Annotated in this window: 24 protein-coding genes and 1 pseudogene; 12 read left to right on the forward strand and 13 right to left on the reverse strand. The window is 60.3% G+C overall.

Annotated features, from left to right (window positions below; translation table 11 throughout):
- The first annotated feature begins 68 nt into the window (after positions 1 to 68).
- Positions 69 to 1133 (forward strand): LacI family DNA-binding transcriptional regulator, encoded by a 1065-nt coding sequence (locus ABLU50_RS05840; RefSeq protein ID WP_087833275.1) that lies wholly within the window; start codon positions 69 to 71, stop codon positions 1131 to 1133.
- A gap of 263 nt (positions 1134 to 1396) precedes the next feature.
- Positions 1397 to 1837 carry a GNAT family N-acetyltransferase gene (locus ABLU50_RS05845; RefSeq protein WP_087833276.1) on the forward strand — a complete coding sequence of 147 codons (441 nt, stop codon included), beginning with the start codon at positions 1397 to 1399 and terminating at the stop codon, positions 1835 to 1837.
- Positions 1838 to 1891: 54 nt separating this feature from the next.
- On the opposite strand, the gene ABLU50_RS05850 is transcribed toward ABLU50_RS05845, so the two are convergent.
- The gene (locus ABLU50_RS05850) at positions 1892 to 2107 is read right to left on the reverse strand and encodes a DUF4177 domain-containing protein (RefSeq protein ID WP_004205985.1); all 216 of its coding nucleotides are present in this window, start codon (positions 2105 to 2107) and stop codon (positions 1892 to 1894) included.
- Positions 2076 to 3173, reverse strand: coding sequence for a transcriptional regulator FtrA (gene ftrA, locus ABLU50_RS05855; protein WP_043519534.1), 1098 nt, complete (start codon positions 3171 to 3173; stop codon positions 2076 to 2078). The genes ABLU50_RS05850 and ftrA overlap by 32 nt, the downstream gene beginning before the upstream one ends.
- A gap of 67 nt (positions 3174 to 3240) precedes the next feature.
- On the opposite strand from ftrA, the gene ABLU50_RS05860 reads away from it, so the two are divergent.
- The 7 genes from ABLU50_RS05860 to urtE all read left to right on the forward strand — a co-directional run bounded on the left by ABLU50_RS05860 (position 3241) and on the right by urtE (position 10547).
- Positions 3241 to 3639, forward strand: a complete 399-nt coding sequence (locus ABLU50_RS05860) for a rhodanese-like domain-containing protein (RefSeq protein WP_017900351.1) — start codon at positions 3241 to 3243, stop codon at positions 3637 to 3639.
- A gap of 148 nt (positions 3640 to 3787) precedes the next feature.
- Positions 3788 to 4891: a cobalamin-independent methionine synthase II family protein gene (locus tag ABLU50_RS05865; RefSeq protein ID WP_087833277.1), complete on the forward strand. Its 1104-nt coding sequence runs from the start codon at positions 3788 to 3790 to the stop codon at positions 4889 to 4891.
- A 170-nt stretch (positions 4892 to 5061) separates the two neighbouring features.
- Positions 5062 to 6333 carry an urea ABC transporter substrate-binding protein gene (gene urtA / locus ABLU50_RS05870; protein ID WP_087833278.1) on the forward strand — a complete coding sequence of 424 codons (1272 nt, stop codon included), beginning with the start codon at positions 5062 to 5064 and terminating at the stop codon, positions 6331 to 6333.
- A gap of 61 nt (positions 6334 to 6394) precedes the next feature.
- Positions 6395 to 7969: an urea ABC transporter permease subunit UrtB gene (urtB, locus tag ABLU50_RS05875; RefSeq protein ID WP_087833279.1), complete on the forward strand. Its 1575-nt coding sequence runs from the start codon at positions 6395 to 6397 to the stop codon at positions 7967 to 7969.
- Positions 7969 to 9042: an urea ABC transporter permease subunit UrtC gene (urtC, locus tag ABLU50_RS05880; protein WP_017900354.1), complete on the forward strand. Its 1074-nt coding sequence runs from the start codon at positions 7969 to 7971 to the stop codon at positions 9040 to 9042. The genes urtB and urtC overlap by 1 nt, the downstream gene beginning before the upstream one ends.
- Entirely contained in the window at positions 9042 to 9839 is a 798-nt protein-coding gene (gene urtD, locus ABLU50_RS05885) for an urea ABC transporter ATP-binding protein UrtD (protein ID WP_004205978.1), read from the forward strand. Before urtC ends, urtD begins: the two co-directional genes overlap by 1 nt.
- 9 nt (positions 9840 to 9848) lie before the next feature.
- Positions 9849 to 10547, forward strand: a complete 699-nt coding sequence (urtE, locus tag ABLU50_RS05890) for an urea ABC transporter ATP-binding subunit UrtE (protein WP_004205977.1) — start codon at positions 9849 to 9851, stop codon at positions 10545 to 10547.
- Between the two features lie 35 nt (positions 10548 to 10582).
- Here the strand turns inward: urtE and ABLU50_RS05895 are convergent, their stop codons facing one another.
- Together ABLU50_RS05895 and ydeE are read right to left on the reverse strand one after the other, a co-directional pair.
- Positions 10583 to 11065 (reverse strand): helix-turn-helix domain-containing protein, encoded by a 483-nt coding sequence (locus ABLU50_RS05895; protein WP_004205976.1) that lies wholly within the window; start codon positions 11063 to 11065, stop codon positions 10583 to 10585.
- 129 nt (positions 11066 to 11194) lie between these two features.
- Complete coding sequence (gene ydeE, locus ABLU50_RS05900) at positions 11195 to 12391, reverse strand: efflux MFS transporter YdeE (RefSeq protein ID WP_004205975.1); 1197 nt, start codon at positions 12389 to 12391, stop codon at positions 11195 to 11197.
- A gap of 194 nt (positions 12392 to 12585) precedes the next feature.
- On the opposite strand from ydeE, the gene eamA reads away from it, so the two are divergent.
- Positions 12586 to 13485, forward strand: coding sequence for an O-acetylserine/cysteine exporter (eamA, locus tag ABLU50_RS05905; RefSeq protein WP_065697120.1), 900 nt, complete (start codon positions 12586 to 12588; stop codon positions 13483 to 13485).
- A 48-nt stretch (positions 13486 to 13533) separates the two neighbouring features.
- On the opposite strand, the gene marB is transcribed toward eamA, so the two are convergent.
- The 3 genes from marB to marR are packed head-to-tail and all read right to left on the reverse strand — an operon-like array spanning position 13534 to position 14622.
- On the reverse strand, positions 13534 to 13752 hold the full coding sequence (marB, locus tag ABLU50_RS05910; RefSeq protein WP_043519537.1) for a multiple antibiotic resistance protein MarB: 219 nt from the start codon (positions 13750 to 13752) through the stop codon (positions 13534 to 13536).
- Positions 13753 to 13792: 40 nt separating this feature from the next.
- Positions 13793 to 14167, reverse strand: coding sequence for an MDR efflux pump AcrAB transcriptional activator MarA (gene marA, locus ABLU50_RS05915; RefSeq protein ID WP_002904397.1), 375 nt, complete (start codon positions 14165 to 14167; stop codon positions 13793 to 13795).
- Positions 14168 to 14187: 20 nt separating this feature from the next.
- Positions 14188 to 14622, reverse strand: coding sequence for a multiple antibiotic resistance transcriptional regulator MarR (gene marR, locus ABLU50_RS05920; RefSeq protein ID WP_017900358.1), 435 nt, complete (start codon positions 14620 to 14622; stop codon positions 14188 to 14190).
- A gap of 261 nt (positions 14623 to 14883) precedes the next feature.
- Between marR and ABLU50_RS05925 the strand changes: the two genes are divergently transcribed.
- Complete coding sequence (locus ABLU50_RS05925; protein ID WP_004205969.1) at positions 14884 to 15552, forward strand: MarC family NAAT transporter; 669 nt, start codon at positions 14884 to 14886, stop codon at positions 15550 to 15552.
- A gap of 67 nt (positions 15553 to 15619) precedes the next feature.
- Here ABLU50_RS05925 and ABLU50_RS05930 read toward each other — a convergent pair whose 3' ends face one another.
- Positions 15620 to 16819 (reverse strand): sugar transporter, encoded by a 1200-nt coding sequence (locus tag ABLU50_RS05930; protein WP_004205967.1) that lies wholly within the window; start codon positions 16817 to 16819, stop codon positions 15620 to 15622.
- 201 nt (positions 16820 to 17020) lie between these two features.
- Here ABLU50_RS05930 and ABLU50_RS05935 point away from each other — a divergent pair, with 201 nt between their 5' ends.
- Entirely contained in the window at positions 17021 to 17812 is a 792-nt protein-coding gene (locus ABLU50_RS05935) for a PhzF family phenazine biosynthesis protein (RefSeq protein ID WP_087833280.1), read from the forward strand.
- A gap of 50 nt (positions 17813 to 17862) precedes the next feature.
- Here ABLU50_RS05935 and ABLU50_RS05940 read toward each other — a convergent pair whose 3' ends face one another.
- The 5 genes and pseudogenes from ABLU50_RS05940 to ABLU50_RS05960 all read right to left on the reverse strand — a co-directional run bounded on the left by ABLU50_RS05940 (position 17863) and on the right by ABLU50_RS05960 (position 22547).
- The gene (locus ABLU50_RS05940) at positions 17863 to 18540 is read right to left on the reverse strand and encodes an SDR family oxidoreductase (protein ID WP_057215131.1); all 678 of its coding nucleotides are present in this window, start codon (positions 18538 to 18540) and stop codon (positions 17863 to 17865) included.
- Entirely contained in the window at positions 18537 to 19010 is a 474-nt protein-coding gene (locus ABLU50_RS05945; protein WP_048324142.1) for a YhcH/YjgK/YiaL family protein, read from the reverse strand. Before ABLU50_RS05945 ends, ABLU50_RS05940 begins: the two co-directional genes overlap by 4 nt.
- Positions 19007 to 20173: an exo-alpha-sialidase gene (locus ABLU50_RS05950; protein ID WP_087833281.1), complete on the reverse strand. Its 1167-nt coding sequence runs from the start codon at positions 20171 to 20173 to the stop codon at positions 19007 to 19009. Before ABLU50_RS05950 ends, ABLU50_RS05945 begins: the two co-directional genes overlap by 4 nt.
- Positions 20174 to 20176: 3 nt before the next feature.
- Positions 20177 to 21586 (reverse strand): annotated as a pseudogene (locus ABLU50_RS05955) (sodium:solute symporter family protein).
- A 76-nt stretch (positions 21587 to 21662) separates the two neighbouring features.
- On the reverse strand, positions 21663 to 22547 hold the full coding sequence (locus ABLU50_RS05960) for a dihydrodipicolinate synthase family protein (RefSeq protein WP_087833282.1): 885 nt from the start codon (positions 22545 to 22547) through the stop codon (positions 21663 to 21665).
- Positions 22548 to 22560 lie beyond the last annotated feature (13 nt).

Genomic DNA, 22560 nt, shown 5'->3' on the forward strand with positions numbered 1-22560 from the left:
CGCTGTATTTTGTCGCGCGTTATACATAAAATGTTAGCGCACGACATTGTTATTGCTGAGGAGAAAAAATGCCGCGTCGTACCGCTACCCTGGAGGATGTCGCTCGCGCGGCCGGGGTTTCCCAACAGACCGTCTCCCGGGTCCTGAACCATCCTGAAGTGGTGTCAGCCCGCACCCGCGAGCAGGTAATCCGCGCGATGCAGGCGCTGCACTACGTACCTAACCGCTCGGCGCAGCTGCTCGCCGGCAAAGCAGCGCCCTCCATTGGGCTTATCACTGCCTCGCTGACCCTGCATGCCCCCTCGCAGATCGCCGCCGCGGTAAAGAGCCATGCCAGCCTGCACCAGCTGGAGGTGGCGATAGCGATGCCGGCGCAGGCCGACTTCGCCGCGCTGCAGGCCCGGCTGGACGAACTGCGCGCCCAGCATATTCGCGGAGTGATCGTTAGTCTGCCGCTGGAGAGCGCTACCGCCGAGCGACTGGTTAAAGAGAACCCGGATATGGCCTGCCTGTTTCTTGACGTCTCACCGGAGGCCGATGTCTGCTGCGTGCGCTTCGATCATCGCGACGGCTGTGGGGCGTGCGTGCGCCATCTGTGGGAGCTGGGGCATCGCGAATTTGGCCTGCTGGCAGGGCCGGAAAGTTCGGTTTCCGCTCGTCTGCGTCTCGCCAGCTGGCGCGAGGCGCTGCACAGTCTGAATATCGCCCGTTCAACCACGGTGTTCGGAGACTGGAGCGCCGCCAGCGGCTGGCAGAAAACCTTTGAACTGCTGCACCTGCAGCCGCGGATCAGCGCCATTGTGGTGGCGAACGATCAGATGGCGCTCGGGGTACTCAGCGCGCTGGCCCAGCTCAATCGCAGCGGTAGCCAGGCGGTATCGGTGACCGGCTATGACGACACCGCCGACAGTCTCTACTTTCAGCCGCCGCTCACCACGGTGGCGCAGAACTTCGATCTGCTGGGCAAGCGGGCCGTGGAGCGGCTGATTGCTCTGATGGCGGCCCCGCAGCTGCGGATCCGCGAGCTGCTGCCGACCCGGCTCATCGTGCGCCAGTCGGCGTGGCCGCTCGCCGCCGCGGAGGACCGGCAGCAGACCCTGGCGCAGCTGAAAGCGTTGGTGGAGAAGCTCTAGCCGCAGGCCGTTGAGGATTTATTGAGGTTGACCATGCTAACCTCGGGATCAAACGTAGAGAGGTCAGGATCCTCTGCCTGCGAAAAATGCAAAATACAATCTATCCATGCAAGCATTGATTTACCGCCAGTCACATGGCGGTTTTTTTTTGCCTTCCTCCGTTTCCCGCTTTGTTCCGTTCGTTTTTTCGCCTGGCATCCCCTGCGGCGGCATGCTACATCTGTCTTTCGGGATAGATGCCGAACACAACGGGAGTCAAGGTCATGATGGTGATTGAGGGGAAAGAGGCGATTGGGCGGGTAGACTGGTGGCGGGTGAGGACCATCGTCGCCGAGGCCGGGCTGAATGAACGTGATGTTCAGCAGCTGGAGCAGGCGTTTCTCCATAGCACCTTCTGCTGGTTTGGCTATGAGCACGGTCAGCTGATTGCCGTGGCGCGGGCCATCAGCGACTGCACCTGGAGCAGCTATTTGTCGGATGTGGCGATCGTCCCCGATCGCCAGGGGCAGGGTTACGGACAACAGCTAATGCTGGCCATCCGGGAGCAGCTGCTGCCCTTCGGCAAAATCTTTATCTATGCGGTGGCCGATAAAATCCCATTCTATCAGCGCTTTGGTTTTGCCATGCTGACCACCGGGATGGTCTGCGCCAGCGAGGAGGCCATGCGCAACATGCAGGAGCAGGGCTATATCCGCCAGCCCTGAGCGCGGATACCTGGCAACGCCTGGCTTAAGCGGTTAAACCAGGCGCAGGCGCCGTCAGAGGGGCCGTTCAAGCACAAACAGATACGCTTCCCGCGACCAGAACAGGGCGGTACGGCGTCGCTCCACCGACATGGTTTTTACCTCCCAGCCTTCGCGGGTATAGCTACTGAGAAACTGGCTCATTTTGTCAGGGTCGGCTTTGGCTTCGCCAAAAAACAGGCTGCCCAGCAGGCCCTCTTTATAGATTACTACCCGACACTCTTTCTTCATCATCGACCATCCTGGCGACCGGTTTACTGTGGCCGTCTATTGTCCGTGGCTGGGACGATTTTGCAATCGGAGAAGTTGCAAACTGTTTACGGTACTGCAGTGGGCTTAGCGCGAAGCGCTGGCGAAAATGGTGGCGCAGGGTGCCAGCGCTGGCAAAGCCGCAGCGCTCAGCGATCTGGTCGATGCCCATCGTGCTCTCCGTCAGGTGCTGACGGGCGCGCAGCAGACGCTCCTCCAGCAGCCAGCGGGCGGGGGTTTTACCAGTGGCCTCTTCAAAGCGGCGCAAAAAGGTGCGCGTCCCCATGCCGGCGCGCTGTGCTAGGGAGGCGACGGTGTGGCTGGCGGCGAGATGCTGGTGCAGATAATCAAACAGCTGGCCAAGGCGCAGACTCTCCCGGCTGCGGGCTACCGGACGCAAGACCTGCTGCGCCTGACCGCCGTCGCGATGGGGAGAGACCACCAGGCGGCGGGCGACCACATTCGCTGCCTCGCTGCCGAAATCCTCGCGCACCAGATGCAGACAGAGGTCGATCCCCGCCGCGCTGCCGGCGGAGGTCATCAGCAAATCATCGCCCACGTACAGGACATCCTCCACCACCTGGATCTGCGGAAAACGGGACTGCAGCGCGGCGGTGTAGCGCCAGTGGGTTGTCGCCTGGCGGCCATTGAGCAACCCGGCGGCGGCGAGAACGAACACCCCGGAACAGATGGAAATAATCCGGCACCCGCGGGCGTGAGCGGCGGCCAGGGCGGCGCACAGCGCCTCGGGGACCGGGGCGTCGATGCCGCGCCAGCCGGGGACCACGATGGTCTGCGCCTGGGCGAGAAGCTCAGGGCCGCCGTCGGTCATCAGCCGGACTCCGCCGGTGGCTCTCAGAGGCCCTTCATCGACGGCGGCGACGGCGAACTGGTACCAGCGCTCGCCCATTTCCGGGCGCGGCAGGCCGAAGATCTCCACGGCCACGCCAAACTCAAACGTGCACAGGCCATCGTAGGCGAGGGCCACCACGCGGTGAGGTGACAGTGTCACCGAAGGGGTTGTCAGGATGTTAGCGTTTTCTGTCATGGTTGCCGGCAGATAAGGGTGATGGGCGTCAGTAAAGTAGTGTTATCACAGACAAGGAGAAGACGCCATGAGTGTAGTAACCCAATTTACCCCCGCCACCTCCGCCGAGGCTATCCGCTGGTTCCGCCATAAGCTGCATCTCGAGACCGACTGCGCCGATGTGCACAGCGCCCAGCGTGCCGGCGAGGTCGACTTTGTCCTGCTGCACGTGGTCGGCAGCGAGGAGGCCTTCGCCAGGCGCCACCTGCCCGGCGCGCTGCATCTCCCGCACAGCCAGATCAGCGCCGAGAGAATGGCGGCCTGGCCGGCGGAGACCCTGTTTGTGGTCTATTGCGCCGGGCCGCACTGCAACGGTGCCGACGTTGCCGCGCTAAAGCTGGCCGAACTGGGGCGGCCGGTGAAAATGATGCTCGGCGGGATCACCGGCTGGGAAGATGAGGGCTATGCGTTTGTCGCCGGTAAATGAATATTTTTCATGTCCCATGAAATATTCTCGTTTGCGGCCCGCCGGCCTGCATGCCAGTATCTGGACATATAGCCATCCAGAAGTCTAAAAATTCAAATAATGAACTATCACGGTGGGCAACTAACGCGCCCACCGCTAAGGAGACAGCATGCAACGTCAACAGGCCCCGTTCCGCGCAGACATCGTCGGCAGTTTTTTGCGCCCGGACAGCATCAAACAGGCGCGTCAGCAGCTGGCTGAGGGGCTCATCGACGCCGGTCAGCTGCGCGACATTGAGAATAACGCTATCCGTCACCTGGTCCAGCAGCAGTGCGACTGCGGCCTGCACGTGGTTACCGACGGCGAGTTTCGTCGCGCATGGTGGCATTTTGATTTCTTCGACGGCCTGCAAGGCGTTGAGCGTTACGATGCCGAGCAGGGGATCCAGTTCAACGGCGTGCAGACCAAAGCGCACGGCGTGCGCGTTACCGGCAAGCTGGCGTTTGGCGACCACCCAATGCTGGAGGATTTCCGCTATCTGAAAAGCATCAGCGGCGACGCGCAGCCGAAGATGACCATTCCCAGCCCGAGCGTGCTCCACTTCCGCGGCGGTCGGAAAGATATTGATGCCACCGTTTACCCGGATCTCAGCGACTACTTCGACGACCTGGCCACCACCTGGCGCGACGCGATCCGTGCGTTTTATGACGCCGGCTGCCGCTATCTGCAGCTGGACGATACCGTCTGGGCCTATCTGTGCTCCGATGCCCAGCGTCAGCAGGTGCGCGAGCGCGGCGACGATCCGGATGCGCTGGCGCGCATTTATGCCCGGGTGCTGAACCAGGCGCTGGAGGGCAAGCCGGCCGATCTGACGGTGGGCCTGCACGTCTGCCGAGGCAACTTCCGCTCAACCTGGATCTCGGAGGGCGGTTACGAGCCGGTGGCTGAGGTGCTGTTTGGCGGCGTCAATGTCGATGCCTTCTTCCTCGAGTATGACAACGACCGCTCCGGGGATTTCGCGCCGCTGCGCTTTATTCGTCCCGGCCATCAGCAGGTGGTCCTCGGGCTTATCACCACCAAAAACGGCGAGCTGGAGAACCCGCAGGGGGTAAAAGCGCGCCTCGCCGAGGCGGCGCAATATGTTCCGCTCGAGCAGATCTGCCTGAGTCCGCAGTGCGGTTTCGCCTCGACGGAAGAGGGTAACGCCCTCAGCGAAGACCAGCAGTGGCAAAAAGTCCGTCTGGTGACGTCTATCGCCGCCAACGTCTGGTAATTGCTTTCTTAGCGCAGCGTTGCACCGTGATGAGGCAACGCTGCCATCTCCTTCGCCTCCGCCGTCCGCCTGCGCCGCATCCCACTGTTCTCACAACCTGGCACCGTTTTTGCCTTATCACCTCTGGTTAGCTGTTAATTCTTTATTTTTGCGCTACTCAGGAGTGAATCATGCAACGAAGAACGTTATTAAAAGCTTTTGCACTCTCCGCCTCTGTTATGGCTATGGGTCTCTCATTCCATGCCTATGCCGCCGACACTATTAAAGTCGGGATCATGCATTCGCTCTCCGGGACGATGGCGATTTCCGAAACGCCGCTGAAGGACGTCGCCCTGATGGCCATCGACGACATCAACGCCAAAGGCGGGGTGTTGGGCAAGAAGCTGGAGCCGGTGGTGGTCGACCCGGCCTCCAACTGGCCGCTGTTCGCCGAGAAGGCACGCCAGCTGCTGGCCCAGGACAAGGTGGCGGTGGTGTTTGGCTGCTGGACCTCGGTCTCGCGTAAATCGGTGCTACCGGTGTTTGAGGAGCTGAACGGCCTGCTGTTCTACCCGGTACAGTACGAAGGGGAAGAGATGTCCCCCAACGTCTTCTATACCGGCGCGGCGCCTAACCAGCAGGCCATCCCGGCGGTGGAATACCTGCTGAGCGAGGACGGCGGCGGCGCCAAACGCTTCTTCCTGCTGGGAACCGACTACGTTTATCCGCGCACCACCAACAAGATCCTTCGCGCCTTCCTGCATGCCAAAGGGATCCAGGACAAAGATATCGAAGAAGTCTACACCCCGTTCGGCTATAGCGATTACCAGACCATCGTCGCCAATATCAAAAAATTCTCCGCCGGCGGCAAAACGGCGGTGGTCTCTACCATCAACGGCGATTCCAACGTGCCGTTCTACAAAGAGCTGGCTAACCAGGGGCTGAAAGCGACCGATGTGCCGGTGGTGGCCTTCTCGGTGGGGGAAGAGGAGCTGCGCGGCATCGATACCAAACCGCTGGTCGGCAACCTCGCGGCATGGAACTACTTTGAGTCGGTCGATAACCCGACCAACAAAGCCTTTGTCGCCGATTATCGCGCTTACGCCAAAGCGCACAAGCTGCCGAATGCCGATACGGTGGTGACCAACGATCCGATGGAAGCGACCTGGGTGGGTCTGCATATGTGGGCGCAGGCGGTGACCAAAGCCGGCACCACCGACGTGGACAAAGTGCGCGACGCTATGGCCGGACAAACCTTCAAAGCGCCGTCCGGTTTCACCCTGACGATGGATGCCACCAACCACCATCTGCATAAGCCGGTGATGATCGGTGAAATTGAAGGCAACGGCCAGTTCAACGTGGTCTGGCAGACCGATGAGCCCGTCCGCGCGCAGCCATGGAGCCCGTGGATCCCCGGTAATGATAAGAAACCTGACCATCCGGTGAAAACCGTCAGCCAGTAAGCGCCAGGGCCGACGGAGCGGGAACGTCGCGTCCGTCGGCCGCTGACCAGAGGAGAACGACATGAACGCATTGCGTCTCATGAGTGTGTTGACGCTACTGCTGATCCTGCTGCCATGGCGGGCACAGGCCGCGGAGGCGGACGACTTCGTTGCCGCCAGCCGCAGCCAGCAGGCGCAGCTGTTGACCCAGTGGGCGGCAGCGCCGCAGGCGGATCGTCTGCCGCTGCTGCGGGCGTTGACCACGGAGAGCCTGGTGATGGACGACGGAAAACATGCTTTCCGCACCCGACAGGGCGGATTACAGCCATTGGGTGCCGTCGCCGCGCCCCAGGGCGAAACCCGACCGGTGCGTCTGACCAACCGGCTGCGCAATCTGGCTGCCGGCGCGCTGGCCAGCCATCTTATTTTAAGTGACAACGTCACGGAGAGAGCTTCCGCCGCACGAACGCTACAGCGGGAAGCGACCCCGGCCATGGCCGCGCTGCTGCAGCAGCGGCTGAAGGCGGAAAGCGATGATAATGTGCGGGGCCTGCTGGAGGTGGCGCTGGCGCGGCTGCAGTTGACTCGGCCTGAGGCCAGCGCGCGGCTGGCCGCCGTGACGCTGCTCGGCCATTCCGCGGACCCGGAAACCCAGGCGCTGCTGATCCCCTTTACCGATGCCCAGCATGAGTCGGATGCGGCGGTGCGCGAGGCGGCCAGCGACAGCCTGCAAAAGATCAAACATCGTCTGCTGCTCGGCGATCTGCTGGGCCAGGCCTTTATGGGACTGTCGCTGGGATCGGTGCTGCTGCTGGCCGCGCTGGGGCTGGCGATCACCTACGGCCTGCTGGGGGTGATTAACATGGCCCATGGCGAGATGCTGATGATTGGCGCCTACAGCTGCTGGCTGGTTCAGCAGGCGCTGGCGCAGCTCGCGCCGCAGTGGCTGGCCTTTTATCCGCTGGTTGCGCTGCCGGTGGCGTTTCTGGTGACCGCCGGGATCGGCATGGCGCTGGAGCGCACCATTATTCGTCATCTGTATGGTCGGCCGCTTGAGACGCTGCTCGCCACCTGGGGGATCAGCCTGATGCTTATCCAGCTGGTGCGCATGCTGTTTGGCGCACAGAACGTCGAGGTGGCGAACCCCGCCTGGCTCTCCGGCGGCGTGCAGGTCCTGCCGAACCTGATCCTGCCGTGGAACCGGCTGGCGGTGCTGGCGTTCGTCCTGCTGGTTCTGTGCTTTACCTGGCTCATCCTGAACCGCACCCGTCTGGGGATGAACGTCCGCGCCGTGACGCAGAACCGGGCGATGGCCGCCTGCTGCGGCGTGCCTACCGGGCGGGTGGATATGCTGGCCTTTGGCCTCGGCTCCGGTATTGCCGGGCTGGGCGGCGTGGCGCTGTCGCAGCTTGGCAACGTCGGGCCTGAACTGGGTCAGGGATACATCATCGACTCGTTTCTGGTGGTGGTCCTGGGCGGCGTCGGCCAGCTGGCCGGCAGCGTGGCGGCGGCCTTTGGGCTGGGCATTTTCAACAAAATTCTCGAACCACAAATGGGCGCTGTGCTGGGCAAAATCCTGATCCTGGTGATGATTATTCTGTTTATTCAGAAACGCCCGCAGGGTCTGTTCGCGCTGAAAGGGAGGGTGATTGACTGATGAGCCAACCTGTTACCTTAACGCTGGCGCAGCGCGCGCCGCGGCCTCTGCGCTGGCTGGGGATCCTGCTGGTGCTGGGGCTGCTGAGCATGCCATTTCTGGCGCTGCTGCCGGCCTCCCATCCGCTGGCGGTGCCGAGCTGGCTGCTGACCCTGAGCGGTAAAATCCTCTGCTACGCCATTGTGGCGGTGGCGCTGGATCTGGTTTGGGGCTACGCGGGTATGCTGTCGCTGGGGCACGGGATTTTCTTTGCCCTCGGCGGGTACGCTATGGGCATGTACCTGATGCGCCAGGCGGCGGGCGACGGTCTGCCGGCGTTTATGTCTTTTCTCTCCTGGAGCGAACTGCCCTGGTTCTGGTGGGGCACGCAGCATTTCGCCTGGGCGATGGCGCTGGTGGTGCTGGTTCCCGGTCTACTGGCCCTGGTTTTCGGCTGGTTTGCCTTTCGCTCGAAGATCAAAGGGGTCTATTTCTCGATCATGACCCAGGCCCTGACCTATGCCGGTATGCTGCTGTTCTTTCGCAACGAGACCGGGTTTGGCGGCAATAACGGTTTCACCGGTTTTACCACGCTGCTGGGTTTTCCGGTCACCGCCACCGGCACCCGCGCCACCCTGTTTATGGCCACGGTTTTGCTGCTGTTGCTGACCCTGTGGCTGGGCTCGGCGCTGGCGCAGAGTAAGTTTGGCCGGATCCTCACCGCGGTGCGGGATGCCGAGAACCGCCTGATGTTCTGCGGGTACGACCCGCGCGGCTTCAAGCTGCTGGTGTGGACGCTGTCGGCGGTACTCTGCGGCCTGGCGGGGGCGTTATATGTCCCGCAGGTGGGGATCATCAACCCCAGCGAGATGTCGCCGACCAACTCCATCGAGGCCGCCATCTGGGTGGCGCTCGGCGGGCGCGGCACCCTGATTGGCCCGGTGCTTGGCGCCGGGCTGGTCAACGGCGCGAAGAGCATTTTCACCGTGGCGATGCCGGAGTACTGGCAGCTGTTTCTCGGCCTCATCTTTATCATCGTGACCCTGTTTTTACCCCGCGGGGTGATGGGCCTGCTGCGTCGAGGAGACCGCTAATGCAACCGGATGAAGGACTGTTTACCCGCCAGCTGCCCGGCGATCGCTTTCGTGCGCAAACCGACCCGGTACTGCAGCTGGAGAACATTAACGTTAGCTTTGACGGTTTCCGGGCGCTGACGGACCTGTCGCTGGCGATTGGCGTCGGCGAGCTGCGCTGTGTGATCGGCCCCAACGGCGCGGGCAAGACCACCCTGATGGACGTGATCACCGGCAAAACCCGGCCGCAGAGCGGCAAAGCGATCTATGACCAGTCGGTGGATCTGACCACCCTCGAACCGGTGGCCATCGCCCGCCAGGGCATCGGGCGCAAGTTTCAGAAGCCGACGGTCTTCGAAGCGCTGACGGTGGCGGAAAATCTCGCCCTGGCGATGAAGGGAGATAAATCGGTGTGGGCCAGCCTGCGCGCCCGGCTGAGCAGCGAACAGGACGATCGGCTGAATGAGGTGCTGCGCCTGCTGCGTCTTGACGGCGAACGCTACCGCCAGGCGGGGCTGCTTTCCCATGGCCAGAAACAGTTCCTTGAGATCGGCATGCTGCTGGTGCAGGAGCCGCATCTGCTGCTGCTTGATGAGCCAGCGGCCGGCATGACCGATGCGGAAACCGAATATACAGCGGAGCTGTTTCGTACGCTGGCCGGACAGCACTCCCTGATGGTGGTGGAGCACGACATGGGATTTGTCGAGACTATCGCCGACCGGGTGACGGTCCTGCATCAGGGCCAGGTGCTGGCGGAGGGATCGCTGCGGGAGGTGCAGGCCAATGAGCAGGTCATTGAAGTTTATCTGGGACGTTAAGGAGCGCCAATGTTACAGGTGAGTCAGCTACATCAATACTACGGCGGCAGCCATATTTTGCGTGGGGTGGATTTTTCCGCCCGCCAGGGCGAAGTCACCTGCCTGCTGGGGCGCAACGGCGTCGGCAAGACCACCCTGCTGAAATGTCTGATGGGGCTGATCCCGGCGCGCAGCGGTGAGGTACGCTGGCAGGATCAGAACATTACCCACCGTAAACCGCACCAGCGGGTACAGGCCGGGGTGGCCTACGTCCCTCAGGGACGCGAGATTTTTCCGCGCCTGACGGTGGAGGAAAACCTGCTGATGGGGCTATCGCGCTTTCCCGCCCGCGAGGCGCAGCAGGTGCCGGAGGAGATTTACCAGCTTTTCCCGGTGCTCAAGACCATGAAGCAGCGGCGGGGCGGTGACTTATCCGGCGGCCAGCAGCAGCAGCTGGCGATCGGCCGGGCGCTGGCCAGCCGTCCGCAGCTGCTGATCCTCGATGAGCCCACCGAGGGGATCCAGCCCTCGGTCATCAAAGAGATTGGCGAGGTGATCCGTCAGCTGGCGAGCCGCGGGGATATGGCCATCCTGCTGGTGGAACAATTCTATGACTTTGCCGCCGGGCTGGCGGACCACTACCTGGTGATGTCGCGCGGCGCCATCGTCCAGCAGGGCAAGGGCGGAGATATGGAAACCGACGGCGTACGCGCCCTGGTGACTATCTGAACGGACCGGCGGCGTTCGAGTCGCCGGTTTCCTTGCTATTTACGCAGCAGCCGCTGCAGGCGCGCCTGGCGCCAGTTTTTGATCCATTCGCCGAACACGAACAGGCGTAATCCTCTCACCGCCAGCAGAGCGCCCCAGATCAGGGCGACCCAGCCGGACCAGGTGTACTGCGGGTTAGTGTACCGGTTGAGCAGCGCCAGCAGCACGCAGACCACCAGCGCCACCGACAGCGAACGAAAAAAGCGGCTCTCCTGTTGCACCCGCGCTTTCGCTTCCTCTATACGCAGATCCAGCGAGGCTTCCGGGCCCGGCGCGCCCTCCCGCGAGGCTTCGCCGCCGATCTCGGCCACCGTGACTTCAAAGACCGCGGCGAGGGCGCTGAGGGTCTCCAGTCCCGGGCGTTCGCCATTCTCAATGCGCTGGATCGTGCGGACGCTGAGCCCCGCCATTTCGGCCAGCTGTTCCTGGGACCAGGCGCGCTGCAGCCGTAATTGTTTGACCTGATTGTTGCTGTTCATATTTGTATGCTCCATAACGTTCTGCGGATGTAAACCTGTGATGGAGTATGGAAAAGCGGGCCGCCAGCCACCACGACAGCGACCCGACAACGGCCCGACAGCAACCTGACAGCCGCATGCCAGCTGGCGTCAGGCGTTGGCCAGCGGAGAATCCGGTTGCCAGGGGCGGGCATTGATCCCGCGGAAAATCATCAGCCAGGCGGCGACAATGGCCCCGATAAGAATGACAAAAAGCGACCAGTGCGGCAGATGGGTGAGGATCAACCCCGTCAGCATCGGGTTGAATGCCGCGCCCAGCCATCCCAGCGATTGAGCGGAGAAGTAGCTGGCCTTCATCCCTGGCGGGGCGATATGGTCAATCAGCATATACTCGCCGGGGGCATAAATCACCTCGCCAAGGGTGAAGACTGCCGCCGAGATCCCCCATGCCCACAGGCTGGCGCCGGAGAACATAAAGCCCACGAGGCCGATCACAAAGCAGACGGTGCCGAAGGTCATCAGCGGGCGGATATTTCTGGCGCTCAGTCGCCGGCCAACCGCGTACTGCAGAGCGACGACCACCGCGGCGTTAACCGGCAGCACCACGGCCACCACTTTTTCGGCGAAGTCGCTGCTGGCGACCACCAGTACGTACTGCGAGATACAGGAGGCGAAAGCGCCGCCGACGAAGGAGGCCAGCAGCCCTGAACAGGTAAACCACAGCAGTGCGCGGTCGCGCAACAGCACCGAAGGCGTCCAGACGGCAGCCCCTGGCTGGGCGGCGGCGGCGCCATCTCGCTGCAGAAACAGCTGAATAAACACTAACGGGAAGGCGGCGCAGGCTGCCGCCAGCCAGAATGGCAGATTAATGCTGTGCATCACCAGCAGCGTGCCGATGGGCGGTCCGACGGTCCAGCCGATGTTGAGGATGGTATAGTTCAGCGAGAAAATGCGCGCTTTTTTCTCCGCCGTCAGCCGGTCGGCGAACCAGGCTTTCAGCACGGTGGAAAAGACCGAGTAGGCGCAGTTGATCAGCGCAAAGAAGATCACCACCAGGATAGCGTTATTGACCAGCGGTATCGCGCTGAAACCAAGGATAAACACCAGCACTGACCACACCATATAGCGCTTTTTGTCGAACTTGTCCGCGAGGATGCCAAAGCCCATGCTAAACAGCACGCCCACCACGAGGGCCAGCGACAGGGCGTAGCCAATCACATCCACCTCCAGCTGATAGCGTCGGGTGAGGTAGATGGTCATAAACGGCAGTGTGGCCCCGCGGCCGATAGTCAACAGTAGCGACGATGCCAGCAGCGCGATGGTGGAGCGCCGGAGTGTGGTGATCATGATTTCCTTGCCTGTCATGTTGTTATAATTTTATGTCTTCGATCACAAATAACACGGCCATCACGCCTTGTACAGGTCGCCCCGGTGGCGATAGGCACTTCCGAACCTGCCAAAAATAATGATCTATCCTGGCGACCGCTTTTTCGCTACTTTGATTTTGTTCACAAAAATTCTAATAACGACAGAGGCAGGGTATGACGAGGAAAGATGGACTGCTGGCGCTGCTGGTAGTGGTGGTGTGGGGGCTTAACTTCGTGGTGATTAAGCTGGGATTGCACAATATGCCGCCGCTGATGCTGGCGGGCCTGCGCTTTATGCTGGTCGCCTTCCCGGCGCTGCTGTTTGTCGCCCGGCCGGCCATTCCGCTGCGCCTGCTGCTGGGCTATGGCCTGACCATTAGCTTTGGCCAGTTTGCCTTTTTGTTCTGCGCTATCGGCCTGGGCATGCCGGCGGGGCTGGCGTCGCTGGTGCTGCAGGCGCAAGCCTTTTTTACCATCATTCTTGGCGCCTTCGTCTTTGGCGAACGCTTACAGGGCAAGCAGCTGGCGGGGATCGCGCTGGCGATCTTCGGCGTGCTGGTGCTGGTGGAGGGGAGCCTCGGCGGGGAGCATGTCCCGCTGGTGGGCTTTATGCTGACCCTGGCGGCGGCGCTCAGCTGGGCCTGCGGCAATATTTTCAACAAAAAAATCATGTCCCAGGCGACCCGCCCGCCAATCATGTCGCTGGTGGTGTGGAGCGCATTGATCCCGGTGCTGCCGTTTATGTTTGCCTCGTGGCTGATCGATGGCCCGCAGCTCATGCTGGCGAGTCTACGCCAGATCGATATGCTGACGGTTCTCTCGCTGCTTTACCTGGCGTTTATCGCCACCCTCGTCGGCTATGGTATCTGGGGCTCGCTGCTGGGGCGCTATGAAACCTGGCGGGTGGCGCCGCTGTCGCTGCTGGTGCCGGTAGTGGGGATGGCCAGCGCCGCGCTGCTGCTGGGGGAGACGCTGAGCGGACTGCAGCTCGCCGGGGCGGCGCTGATCATGGCCGGGCTCTATATCAACGTTTTCGGTCTGCGTCTGGTGCGGCCGGGCATGGCGCGCGGGTAAAAAAAAGCCCCGGAGACGGGGCTATACACAAGTATGCGTGTAATGGCATCACAGGTCGTGCTGCTGGTAGTACGGCACGCCTAGTTCGTCAGATTTATCATTGCCGGCCGCCATATGATTGAAATCAAACGGCGAGTCGTTATGGTCCGAAGGGAGAATCATTGTGTCACGCTGGTTTTGCCGCACCGGCGTGGTGGTTTGCTCCGCAAAGCTGAAGCTGGATGCCAGCGACAGAAGGACGATAGCTGCGGCAGCGAATAGTTTCATGATTTCCTCAATACGTCTTTGATATTACAGGCGATTAACATCAGTTATTTAGCGGATGCAGATAGCGGGATTCGCCAGGTACATTCGTTATGCGATATTTGTGGGGCGGAACATCAAAATAGTTTTTAAATGTTCGCGTCAAGGTCTGCTGCGATTCGAAACCGTAGCGTTCCGCCAGGTACAGGATTGGCTCATTGCTCTGCTTGAGCTTTTGCGCAATCTCCGTCAGCTTACGGCTGCGGATGTACTGGCCGAGGGAATGGCCAGTCTCTTTCTTAAACATACGTTGCAGGTGCCACTTGGAGTAACCTGAGCGCTCAGACACTTTTTCCAGCGACAGGGGCGATTCCAGGTTATCCTCGATCCACGACAAAATACTATGGATAGTGATGGCGTCATTATTACGTCTGGACATCATCTTACCTCTTCTTATTTTTACGGCAGGACCTTCTTGAGGAGTTGCTCAAGCATGGCGACTTCGTCCGCCGACAGATTTTTTGTTAACTCCTGGTGTAACTTCTGACCCACAACCTGATGACACTGCTCGCAAAGGGCTGCGCCGTCTGGCGTCAACTGCACCAGCACACCGCGCTTGTCAGCGGGGTTGGGTAACCGTTCAATCCAGCCTTTACACGCCAGGCGGTCGAGCATACGCGTCATCGCGCCCGGGTCGACGGAAAGCACGGTTTTCAGCTCAACGGGGGTAATACATACCTCGCAACGAATGGAACAGAGCACCCGAAACTGGGTCGCGGTAATATCCATCGGTGAGAGGTAGTCGTTGAGCAGGCGATCTTTTTTCTGGTTAACCATCTGGATCAAGCGGCCCAGCGGGATCATCTCGTTGAACAGGTCGCTGGTATTTTTCATGATGGTTGCCCAGGCAATGATTTAGTTGCGAGTGATACTATTGCCCAGGCAATCATAAGTCAACATTATGAATTAGCCGATGCCACGATTTGCTAAAACAAAAAAATTCGACGCGTGTCACTGTTTGTGAATTTTCTAACGCTTGTTAATTTTTGGCGAAAGTGATTTATCAGCTGGCTGGCGTTGGAATTGTTGAAGCCGGTATACTCACGGACTGAAACCATCTTTAAAAAATGAATATTTACGGGACTTTATTTAACTATGTTCGATTTGTTTAAAGCGATAGGGCTCGGCCTGGCGGTGCTTTTACCGCTGGCGAATCCGCTGACTACCGTGGCGCTGTTCCTCGGCCTCGCGGGCAATATGAACAACGCCGAGCGTAACAAGCAGGCGTTGATGGCCTCGGTGTATGTCTTCGCCATCCTGATGGTGTCATGGTATGCCGGCCAGGTGGTGATGAATACATTCGGCATATCAATACCTGGGCTGCGAATCGCCGGGGGGTTGATTGTGGCCTTTATCGGTTTCCGTATGCTGTTCCCCCAGCAAAAAGCCCACGATTCGATGGAAGCGAAGATCAAATCGGAAGAACTACAGGATGAGCCGACCGCCAATATCGCCTTTGTGCCGCTGGCGATGCCAAGCACCGCCGGTCCGGGCACCATCGCGATGATCATTAGTTCCGCCTCGACCGTTAAGCACGGGGTGGACTTTCCGGAGTGGGTGGTACTGGCGGCGCCGCCGATTATCTTTGCCCTGTTGGCGATTATTCTCTGGGGTTGCCTGCGCAGTTCGGGGGCGATTATGCGTCTGGTAGGCAAAGGCGGCATTGAGGCCATCTCACGACTGATGGGTTTCCTGCTGGTCTGCATGGGCGTGCAATTTATTATTAATGGCGTGCTGGAGATCATTTCGACCTGGCATCCCTGACCGCGGTGATGCGCAGATAGACAACAGCCCGCAGGAGCGATACCGGCGGGCTTTTTTTGCGGCTAAATTAAGAGTGGTGCGGCTGGTGTTCTTCCAGCGATACCGGCCAGCGGCGGAAGATCAATAGGGCCCAGATGAGGCCTGCCAGCGCCGGGATAGCGCCGATATAGCCGATGGAGGCCATAGAGAGATGCAGACTCACCTGGCTGCCCACCAGCGCGCCGGCGCCAATGCCGATATTAAAGATGCCCGAGAACAGCGACATGGCGACGTCGGTGGCGTCCGGGGCGGAGGCCAGCACTTTCACCTGCATGCCGAGACCGATAATCATAATCGCCACCCCCCAGAAGATGCTGAGCAGCATCAGGTGGTGCGGGTTATGCGAGGCCGGCAGAAGCAGCAGCAGACAGGCCAGCAGCAGGCCGATGGCGAGGCTTATCAGCCCCGAAGCGTGCTGGTTACCGAGCTTGCCGAACAGAATGCTGCCGATAATCCCGGCCCCGCCGAGGATTAGCAGCAGCACGGTGGCAAAATTGCCGCTCAGACCCGCCACCGTCTGGACGAAGGGTTCGATATAGCTGTAGGCGGTATAATGTGCGGTCACCACCACCACGGTCAGAATGTATACGCTGACCAGCGCCGGGCGACGGAACAGCACCGGCAGGCTCTTCAGCGAGCCTGAGTGTTCGCTCGGCAGAGTCGGCAGCAGTTTCACCAGGCAGACCAGGGTGGCTAACGCGCCCAGGCCGATCGCCAGGAAGGTCATTCGCCAGCCAAAATACTGGCCGATGATGCGGCCGATCGGAATCCCAAACACCATCGCCAGCGCGGTACCGGTGGCGATCAGACTGAGCGCCTGCGCCCGTTTGCCCGGGGGCGCCATGCGGATGGCTAGCGCCGACGTTATCGACCAGAACACCGCATGGGCGAAGGCGATGCCGATGCGGCTGATGACCAGCACGTCAAAATTCCATGCAAAGAACGACAGCACATGGCTGGCGATAAACAGAATAAACAGGCCGATGAGCAACCGCCGGCGCTCCACTTTGCTGGTCAGCAGCATAAACGGCAGCGACATTAACGCCACCACCCATGCGTAGATGGTCAGCATCATGCCCACCTGGGCAGTTTCCATGCCGAAGCTGTCGGCAATATCCGACAGCAGACCGACCGGGGCGAATTCTGTGGTGTTAAAAATAAACGCGGCGATGGCCAACGTCACGACACGTAGCCACGCTACCTTGCGTGAGACCGTATTCGTAGTCATAAGCTCTGGACTGGTGATTCAGGGGAAGATGTGACGCCGATCATAAAACGTTTGCTGGCGAAAAGACAATCATTATGTGATCTGCCTCTCATTTCACTGCAAGCAGCCAGGCGCGGTTAAGCAATTAATTTTGCTATGGATAGTGTCAGAGGGGCGCTTTTATGTCATGTTGAAGGAAAGTAAAAAAAGTAAGGACAGTGTATGCAGGAAATTCAATTTTATCTGGTCGATGCTTTCAGCGATAAAAACTTCGGTGGCAATGCCGCGGCCGTCTGCCCCCTCAGCGAGTGGTTAGCCGACGATGTGCTGCTGAAAATGGCCCAACAGCATAATCAGTCCGAAACGGCGTTCTTCGTCCGCACCGACGAAGGCTATGAGCTGCGCTGGTTTACCACGCTGCACGAGATCAACCTCTGCGGTCATGCCACCCTGGCCGCGGCGCACGTTATTTTTGAATATCTCGACCATCCCTCGGCGACCATCACCTTCAGCACCCGCTTCGTTGGCGACCTGCGAGTCACCCGCAGCGGCGACTGGCTGACGCTCGACTTCCCGGCGTGGACGACCACCCCGGTGGCCAACCCGCCGGCGGACCTGCTGGCCGGACTAGGCCTCGAGGCGGCCGTCGAGGTACGTGAAGGGCGCGATTATCTGGTGCTGCTGGCGGATCGTCAGCAGGTTGAAGCGGTGCGGCCGGACATGGCGCGCCTGCAGACGCTTGGCAAAATGATCTGCGTCAGCGCGCCGGATGAGGAGTATGACTTTGTCAGCCGCTTCTTCTGCCCGGGTGAAGGGGTGCCGGAGGATCCGGTGACCGGCTCCGCCCATAGCATGCTGATCCCCTGGTGGGGCGAAAAACTGGGGAAAACCACCATGATGGCGCGCCAGGGCTCCGCCCGCGGCGGCGACCTGCGCTGCCAGTGGCAGGGCGACAGGGTGCTGATCGGCGGCCAGGCCACCATCTATCTGCGCGGGACTGTCTATTTGCGTTAATCATCACCGCCGCGTCGTTCCGCTGTCCGGGGACGGCGCGGCGTGCGTCATCAGGCGAGGGAGGCGCCACCGCACATCACCAGCTCCTGTCCGGTCATCGCCGATGCGCCCTCACTCAATAACCAGCTTATCAGCGAGACCACCTCTTGCGGGGTAATGAGCCGCCCCAGCGGCGGCAGCTGCGGCGGGGAGCTTTCCCTGCCGGGCTGACGGAGCATCGGCGTATCGGTTGCCCCGGGCGCCACCACGTTGACCGTCACCCCAGCGGGCGCCAGCTCTGCCGCCCAGCTTCTGGCAAGGGCGACCAGCGCGGCTTTGGTGGCCGTATACTGTGAACGACCCGCTGCGCCACGTGATGTACGGCTTCCCAGCAGAACAATCCGCCCACCCGGCCTCATGGCCGGGGCGAAGTGATTGACCAGCGTCTGGGCCGCGTCGACATGTAAACGCCACAGCGACTCGCCGTGCAGTGGATCCAGATTGCCCAGGGTTGCGGCGGTCATCGAGCCCGCGGCGTGGATGATGGCCTGAGGAGGCTCAATCTGCTCCAGCGCCGCCAGCAGCGCGCTGCGTTGGCTGACGTCGACCGTCAGATGGCGAAAGTTCGGCTGTGAGAAGGGCGGCAGCGAACGGCTCATGCCGACCACCTGCCAGCCGTCCTCCAGCAACTGCCTCACCACCGCGGCGCCGATCCCGGAACTGGCCCCGGTTACAATTGCCTGCTTCATCGCGCCTCCAGCATCGCCGCCGGGATCTTGAATACCGCCTTTCTGACCGGCGCTGGCGTCGAAACCGCACACAGCGCCTGGTGCGGTTCGCCGGGGTAAAAGACCGCGAAGTCGCCGGGACGCAGCAGAATAGAGACACTCTCCGGGGCCGGCTGACAGATATAGAGGTCGGGCTTAATCTCATTATCTTCCGGGCGCATCGCGGGAGCCATGCCCGCCTGGATCCGCTCCTCGCCGGCCAGGATGACCTGAATATCCGCCCACTGGCGATGATATTCCGTATGCCGCTCGGCCGCGGGCTGGGTTTGCACCACGCTGAGGGTGCAGAACCACGGCGCGCCGTCGGGCTGGAACCGGCCATCCTCTCTGGCGCTCAGGGCGGCCAGCGAGCAGACCTCGCTGCTCAAAAGCTGGTTTAACGCCGGCGGCAGGCCAGCCTGCTGCAGCGCCTGCAGATTACCGATAATCATGCGCTTTCTCCTTTCACCCACTGTGGCGAAACGCGAACATACTTGATCGCCTGGCGGTACCAGGTGTAGGCGATATGCAAATTACCGTCTGCTCCCTGTTTGATGCTGGGGTAGGAGAACTCCCGGTTCAGCTTCTGCTCCGAATTATTGGTCATGCAGTAGCCGTCACCCTCGTCAAGATTGCGCAACCACGGCCAGCTTTTGCCGCCATCGGGTGAAATCGCCACCGTCATCGGCGCGCGTGGCGCGCCCCAGAAGGCGCTTTTCCCGGTTGTTTCCGGCTCCTTACGGCCATCGTCATCCGCAATTTCATCGTACAGCGAGGCACGACGTTCAGTGGCTCCGGCGGCGCTCATATTATTGAACACCAGCACCAGTTCGCCATTGTCGAGAGTTGTCGCCTGAATGGACGAGTTATTGTTCGGCAGCGTCGTGGGCGCCGGCGCAGACCAGCTTTCACCCTGGTCGCTGGAGTGGCTGAACCAGATATGATCCGCCCAGCGACTGCGAAAGAAGGCCGCCAGTCCGCCGTCGGGATGCGGGGTGATGCTCATATGGACGCAGCCAAGGCTCTCCGGGACTGCCACGTCACGCCAGCTTATGCCGCCGTCTGAGGAGATTTTCACCGCGCTGACGTCATTGTTACCCACCCATTTCTCGCCTGGTTCGGTGCGGCAGTAAAACACTGGCAACAGCCAGCTGCCGTCAGGCATGACGCTAATCGGCTGGCGAATAAAGGTACCGGGCTGATCCAACAGGGTGTCGATGGGACCCCAGCTTTGCCCGCCGTCATGTGACTGGCGGTAGCGGACAATGGCGGTATCCTGGTTGCCGGCGTATTGCGCCGTCCATAACAGCCACACTACCTGGTCAGGCGCCTGAAACAGCACCGGATTTTGTTCCGAGCGGTCAGGATCGTCAGAGAGCTTAACCGCTTCGCTCCAGCGATCGCTGTCGGTGGCTAACCGCGATCCCCAGATCGAAATGTCGGCTTTCCCTTCCTGCGAGCCGCCGAACCAGACGCACATCAGGCTGCCATCTTTCAGCTGAAGCAGGTTGGCGGCATGATTTTGCGGGCAGGCGCAGGGGAGCATCGCCCATGCGATATGTTCATCTTGTGGGTGCTGGCGAATGACGCCGTCGAAAGAAGGTATTGCGGTCATGTTTTAGACTCCACGTTGCTCAACAGGGGCAGGAGATGATTGTGATTTATTCGGGATCAAGCGATCGAGGACCATAATGATCGCCGGGGTCGCCAGGGCGACATACATGTTATTGATGCCGAACGGATCGCCAAGTAAATACCAAACGGAGGTCACCACGCAGGCGCCGATCAGACCGGCATTGGCGCCGCGGGTGCTCCGGAAAAACGGTGCGTAGAAGGCGATAACCGCCACCACGGTAATGGACAGGCGTATGGCGCGGGTGAAGAAGGAGAGTTTCAGCACTTCCGGCACCAGCAGCACAAAGACCAGCGGCAGGAAGCCGATAATTAACGATGCCCAGCGCGTGGCTCTGAACTCCTGGTCCGGGGTCGGGTTACGCCATGGCACGTAGAAATCTTTCACCACCAGCTAGGCAATGGCTAGGGCAACGGTACTAACGCTGACGAATATCGAGGCCACAAGTGACGTTGTCACGAGTCCCGCCAGCCACGGGTTCATGTCCTGCAGAAATACCGGCAGGGCGTACAGGCTGTTGATTTCCGGATGCAGATATTTCGCCGCCACGCCGATGATAGCGATGGCAAGGGCGATGGGCAGGCAGAAAAAGAAGGCGATCCAGGTGGAACGCTTTGCTGACCGGACATCTTTGGTGGAGCTGATCGCCTGGATAACAAACTGGGTGCAGAAGATGGAGCCGATGGTGCCGATAAGCCAGGCGAAGATGGTGCCAGCGCCAATGTTGCCATCCCACGTCCAGTAGTAATCCGGCATATTCTCAATCATCGGCGTGAAGCCGCCGGTTTTGGACAGAGCAAAACCCAGAATGATCAGCAGTCCGGCGTATTTTAACGCGCTGTGTAACATGGTGACCCAGGCGACGCCTTTCATGCCGCCGAAAGCGAAATAGAAGGTACTGACGATGGCGGTAATAAAGGCGGCCACGGGTAAGTTGACTTTTAAGACGGTGGAGATAGCCGCGGCGCCGCTGACGTAGTTGCCCACGTTAACCAGCAACAGCGCATAAATCATGATCAGGGAGATGATATTTTTGGTACTGGTGCCATATTTCTCAGCGATAGCGCCGGAGATGGTGATTTTCCCGGTGTTATAGATGCGTTTTACCAGAATCAAACCGAACAGCGGGAAACCGATGGCTGCCCCCAGCACGGACCATGAAGCGGCAATGCCGCTCTCAAAGGCGGCCTGAGCGGTACCGATGGTTGATTTGGCGCCAATATATTCCGACATCAGTAATATACCGACAATTAAGGCCGGCATGGCGCGCGAGCCTTCCATAAAATCCCCGGAATTTTTACTACGAATACGGAATGTCAGCCAGGTGGTAAACAGAATATAGGCAATGACAATGCCGACAATAATAAAGGTATCTTCAGCGGTAAAATGATTCATCTTAGCCTCTCTCTGGGCGTACGAATCCTGGGTACGACGGTACCCGGTCTGTTTTATTTACGAAACGCAGCGGGTATCACGCTAAATAACGGGCAATGATGCCGCGAATTTCCTGCAGCTGCTGGTCACTGAACTGCACCGCGTAGCGGCTGTCGCCCACCTCATGACCCATTAGCTGCAGAGCTTTCTTCACCGCCGCAGGCGAGAACGCCACTTTATACAGATCGGTGCGCAGGCCCGTTACCTGCTCCTGGGCCTGGCGCGATCCGACGATATCCCCGGCGTGAAAGCGCGACCAGATGGCGTTAATTTCCGCGGGCGCGACGTTGGCAAGCCCCGAGATGCACGCCGAACAGCCGTCGACAAATCCCTGATGGATAAGCGAGTCCGGTCCGTTGAGAACGTCGAAACCGTCGATATCGCGCACCGCGTCGAGAAAACCTTTCAGGCTGTCGTAGCTGCCGGCGCTATCCTTAATGCCGACAATATTCTCGTGCCTGGCCAGCTGACGCGCGGTCTCCGGGGCAATGGTGTTCCCGGTGCGGGCGGGAATGTTGTAAAGAAAAAGCGGGACATTCAGCGCGTCGGCGATCGCCGTATAGTGGTTAATCAGTTCTTCCTGCTTCAAGGGCACGAACCACGGGGTAATGGCCGATACCGCATCAACCCCGAGGCGGGCGATCTGCTGGCCCAGCCGGAGAGTCTCGCGGGTAGAAACCTCCCCGATATGGGCCACCACCGGGACGCGACCGGCCGCTTCTTCCACACAGGTTCTGGCGACGGCGATCTTCTCTTCCTCATTGAGGACAAAAAACTCGCCGTTGGTGCCGCCGCAGAAAATACCGTTGCCCGCGGCGATCTGGCGCTGCACCTGCTGGCGTAGCGCTGGCAGGTTAAGCGCGCCCTCGACGGTAAAGGGGGTGACGATGGCGGTCAGTACGCCGCTGATAGCTTTCCTCATTTTACTTTCTCCT

The sequence above is a fragment of the Klebsiella sp. GG_Kp173 genome, from assembly GCF_040062415.1.
Taxonomy (GTDB): domain Bacteria; phylum Pseudomonadota; class Gammaproteobacteria; order Enterobacterales; family Enterobacteriaceae; genus Klebsiella; species Klebsiella quasipneumoniae.

Excerpts from the sequence above, each read along its gene's own strand:
- ABLU50_RS05840 (WP_087833275.1), top strand. The coding sequence starts at position 69 with ATGCCGCGTCGTACCGCTACCCTGGAGGATGTCGCTCGCGCGGCCGGG.
- ABLU50_RS05895 (WP_004205976.1), bottom strand. The coding sequence starts at position 11,065 with ATGAACAGCAACAATCAGGTCAAACAATTACGGCTGCAGCGCGCCTGG.
- ABLU50_RS05945 (WP_048324142.1), bottom strand. The coding sequence starts at position 19,010 with ATGATTATCGGTAATCTGCAGGCGCTGCAGCAGGCTGGCCTGCCGCCG.
- urtC (WP_017900354.1), top strand. The coding sequence starts at position 7,969 with ATGAGCCAACCTGTTACCTTAACGCTGGCGCAGCGCGCGCCGCGGCCT.
- eamA (WP_065697120.1), top strand. The coding sequence starts at position 12,586 with ATGACGAGGAAAGATGGACTGCTGGCGCTGCTGGTAGTGGTGGTGTGG.
- urtE (WP_004205977.1), top strand. The coding sequence starts at position 9,849 with ATGTTACAGGTGAGTCAGCTACATCAATACTACGGCGGCAGCCATATT.
- urtA (WP_087833278.1), top strand. The coding sequence starts at position 5,062 with ATGCAACGAAGAACGTTATTAAAAGCTTTTGCACTCTCCGCCTCTGTT.
- urtB (WP_087833279.1), top strand. The coding sequence starts at position 6,395 with ATGAACGCATTGCGTCTCATGAGTGTGTTGACGCTACTGCTGATCCTG.
- ABLU50_RS05950 (WP_087833281.1), bottom strand. The coding sequence starts at position 20,173 with ATGACCGCAATACCTTCTTTCGACGGCGTCATTCGCCAGCACCCACAA.
- ABLU50_RS05865 (WP_087833277.1), top strand. The coding sequence starts at position 3,788 with ATGCAACGTCAACAGGCCCCGTTCCGCGCAGACATCGTCGGCAGTTTT.
- ABLU50_RS05845 (WP_087833276.1), top strand. The coding sequence starts at position 1,397 with ATGATGGTGATTGAGGGGAAAGAGGCGATTGGGCGGGTAGACTGGTGG.
- ABLU50_RS05925 (WP_004205969.1), top strand. The coding sequence starts at position 14,884 with ATGTTCGATTTGTTTAAAGCGATAGGGCTCGGCCTGGCGGTGCTTTTA.
- ABLU50_RS05850 (WP_004205985.1), bottom strand. The coding sequence starts at position 2,107 with ATGAAGAAAGAGTGTCGGGTAGTAATCTATAAAGAGGGCCTGCTGGGC.
- ydeE (WP_004205975.1), bottom strand. The coding sequence starts at position 12,391 with ATGATCACCACACTCCGGCGCTCCACCATCGCGCTGCTGGCATCGTCG.
- ABLU50_RS05960 (WP_087833282.1), bottom strand. The coding sequence starts at position 22,547 with ATGAGGAAAGCTATCAGCGGCGTACTGACCGCCATCGTCACCCCCTTT.
- ftrA (WP_043519534.1), bottom strand. The coding sequence starts at position 3,173 with ATGACAGAAAACGCTAACATCCTGACAACCCCTTCGGTGACACTGTCA.
- ABLU50_RS05940 (WP_057215131.1), bottom strand. The coding sequence starts at position 18,540 with ATGAAGCAGGCAATTGTAACCGGGGCCAGTTCCGGGATCGGCGCCGCG.
- marR (WP_017900358.1), bottom strand. The coding sequence starts at position 14,622 with ATGAAAAATACCAGCGACCTGTTCAACGAGATGATCCCGCTGGGCCGC.
- marA (WP_002904397.1), bottom strand. The coding sequence starts at position 14,167 with ATGTCCAGACGTAATAATGACGCCATCACTATCCATAGTATTTTGTCG.
- ABLU50_RS05935 (WP_087833280.1), top strand. The coding sequence starts at position 17,021 with ATGCAGGAAATTCAATTTTATCTGGTCGATGCTTTCAGCGATAAAAAC.
- marB (WP_043519537.1), bottom strand. The coding sequence starts at position 13,752 with ATGAAACTATTCGCTGCCGCAGCTATCGTCCTTCTGTCGCTGGCATCC.
- urtD (WP_004205978.1), top strand. The coding sequence starts at position 9,042 with ATGCAACCGGATGAAGGACTGTTTACCCGCCAGCTGCCCGGCGATCGC.
- ABLU50_RS05930 (WP_004205967.1), bottom strand. The coding sequence starts at position 16,819 with ATGACTACGAATACGGTCTCACGCAAGGTAGCGTGGCTACGTGTCGTG.
- ABLU50_RS05860 (WP_017900351.1), top strand. The coding sequence starts at position 3,241 with ATGAGTGTAGTAACCCAATTTACCCCCGCCACCTCCGCCGAGGCTATC.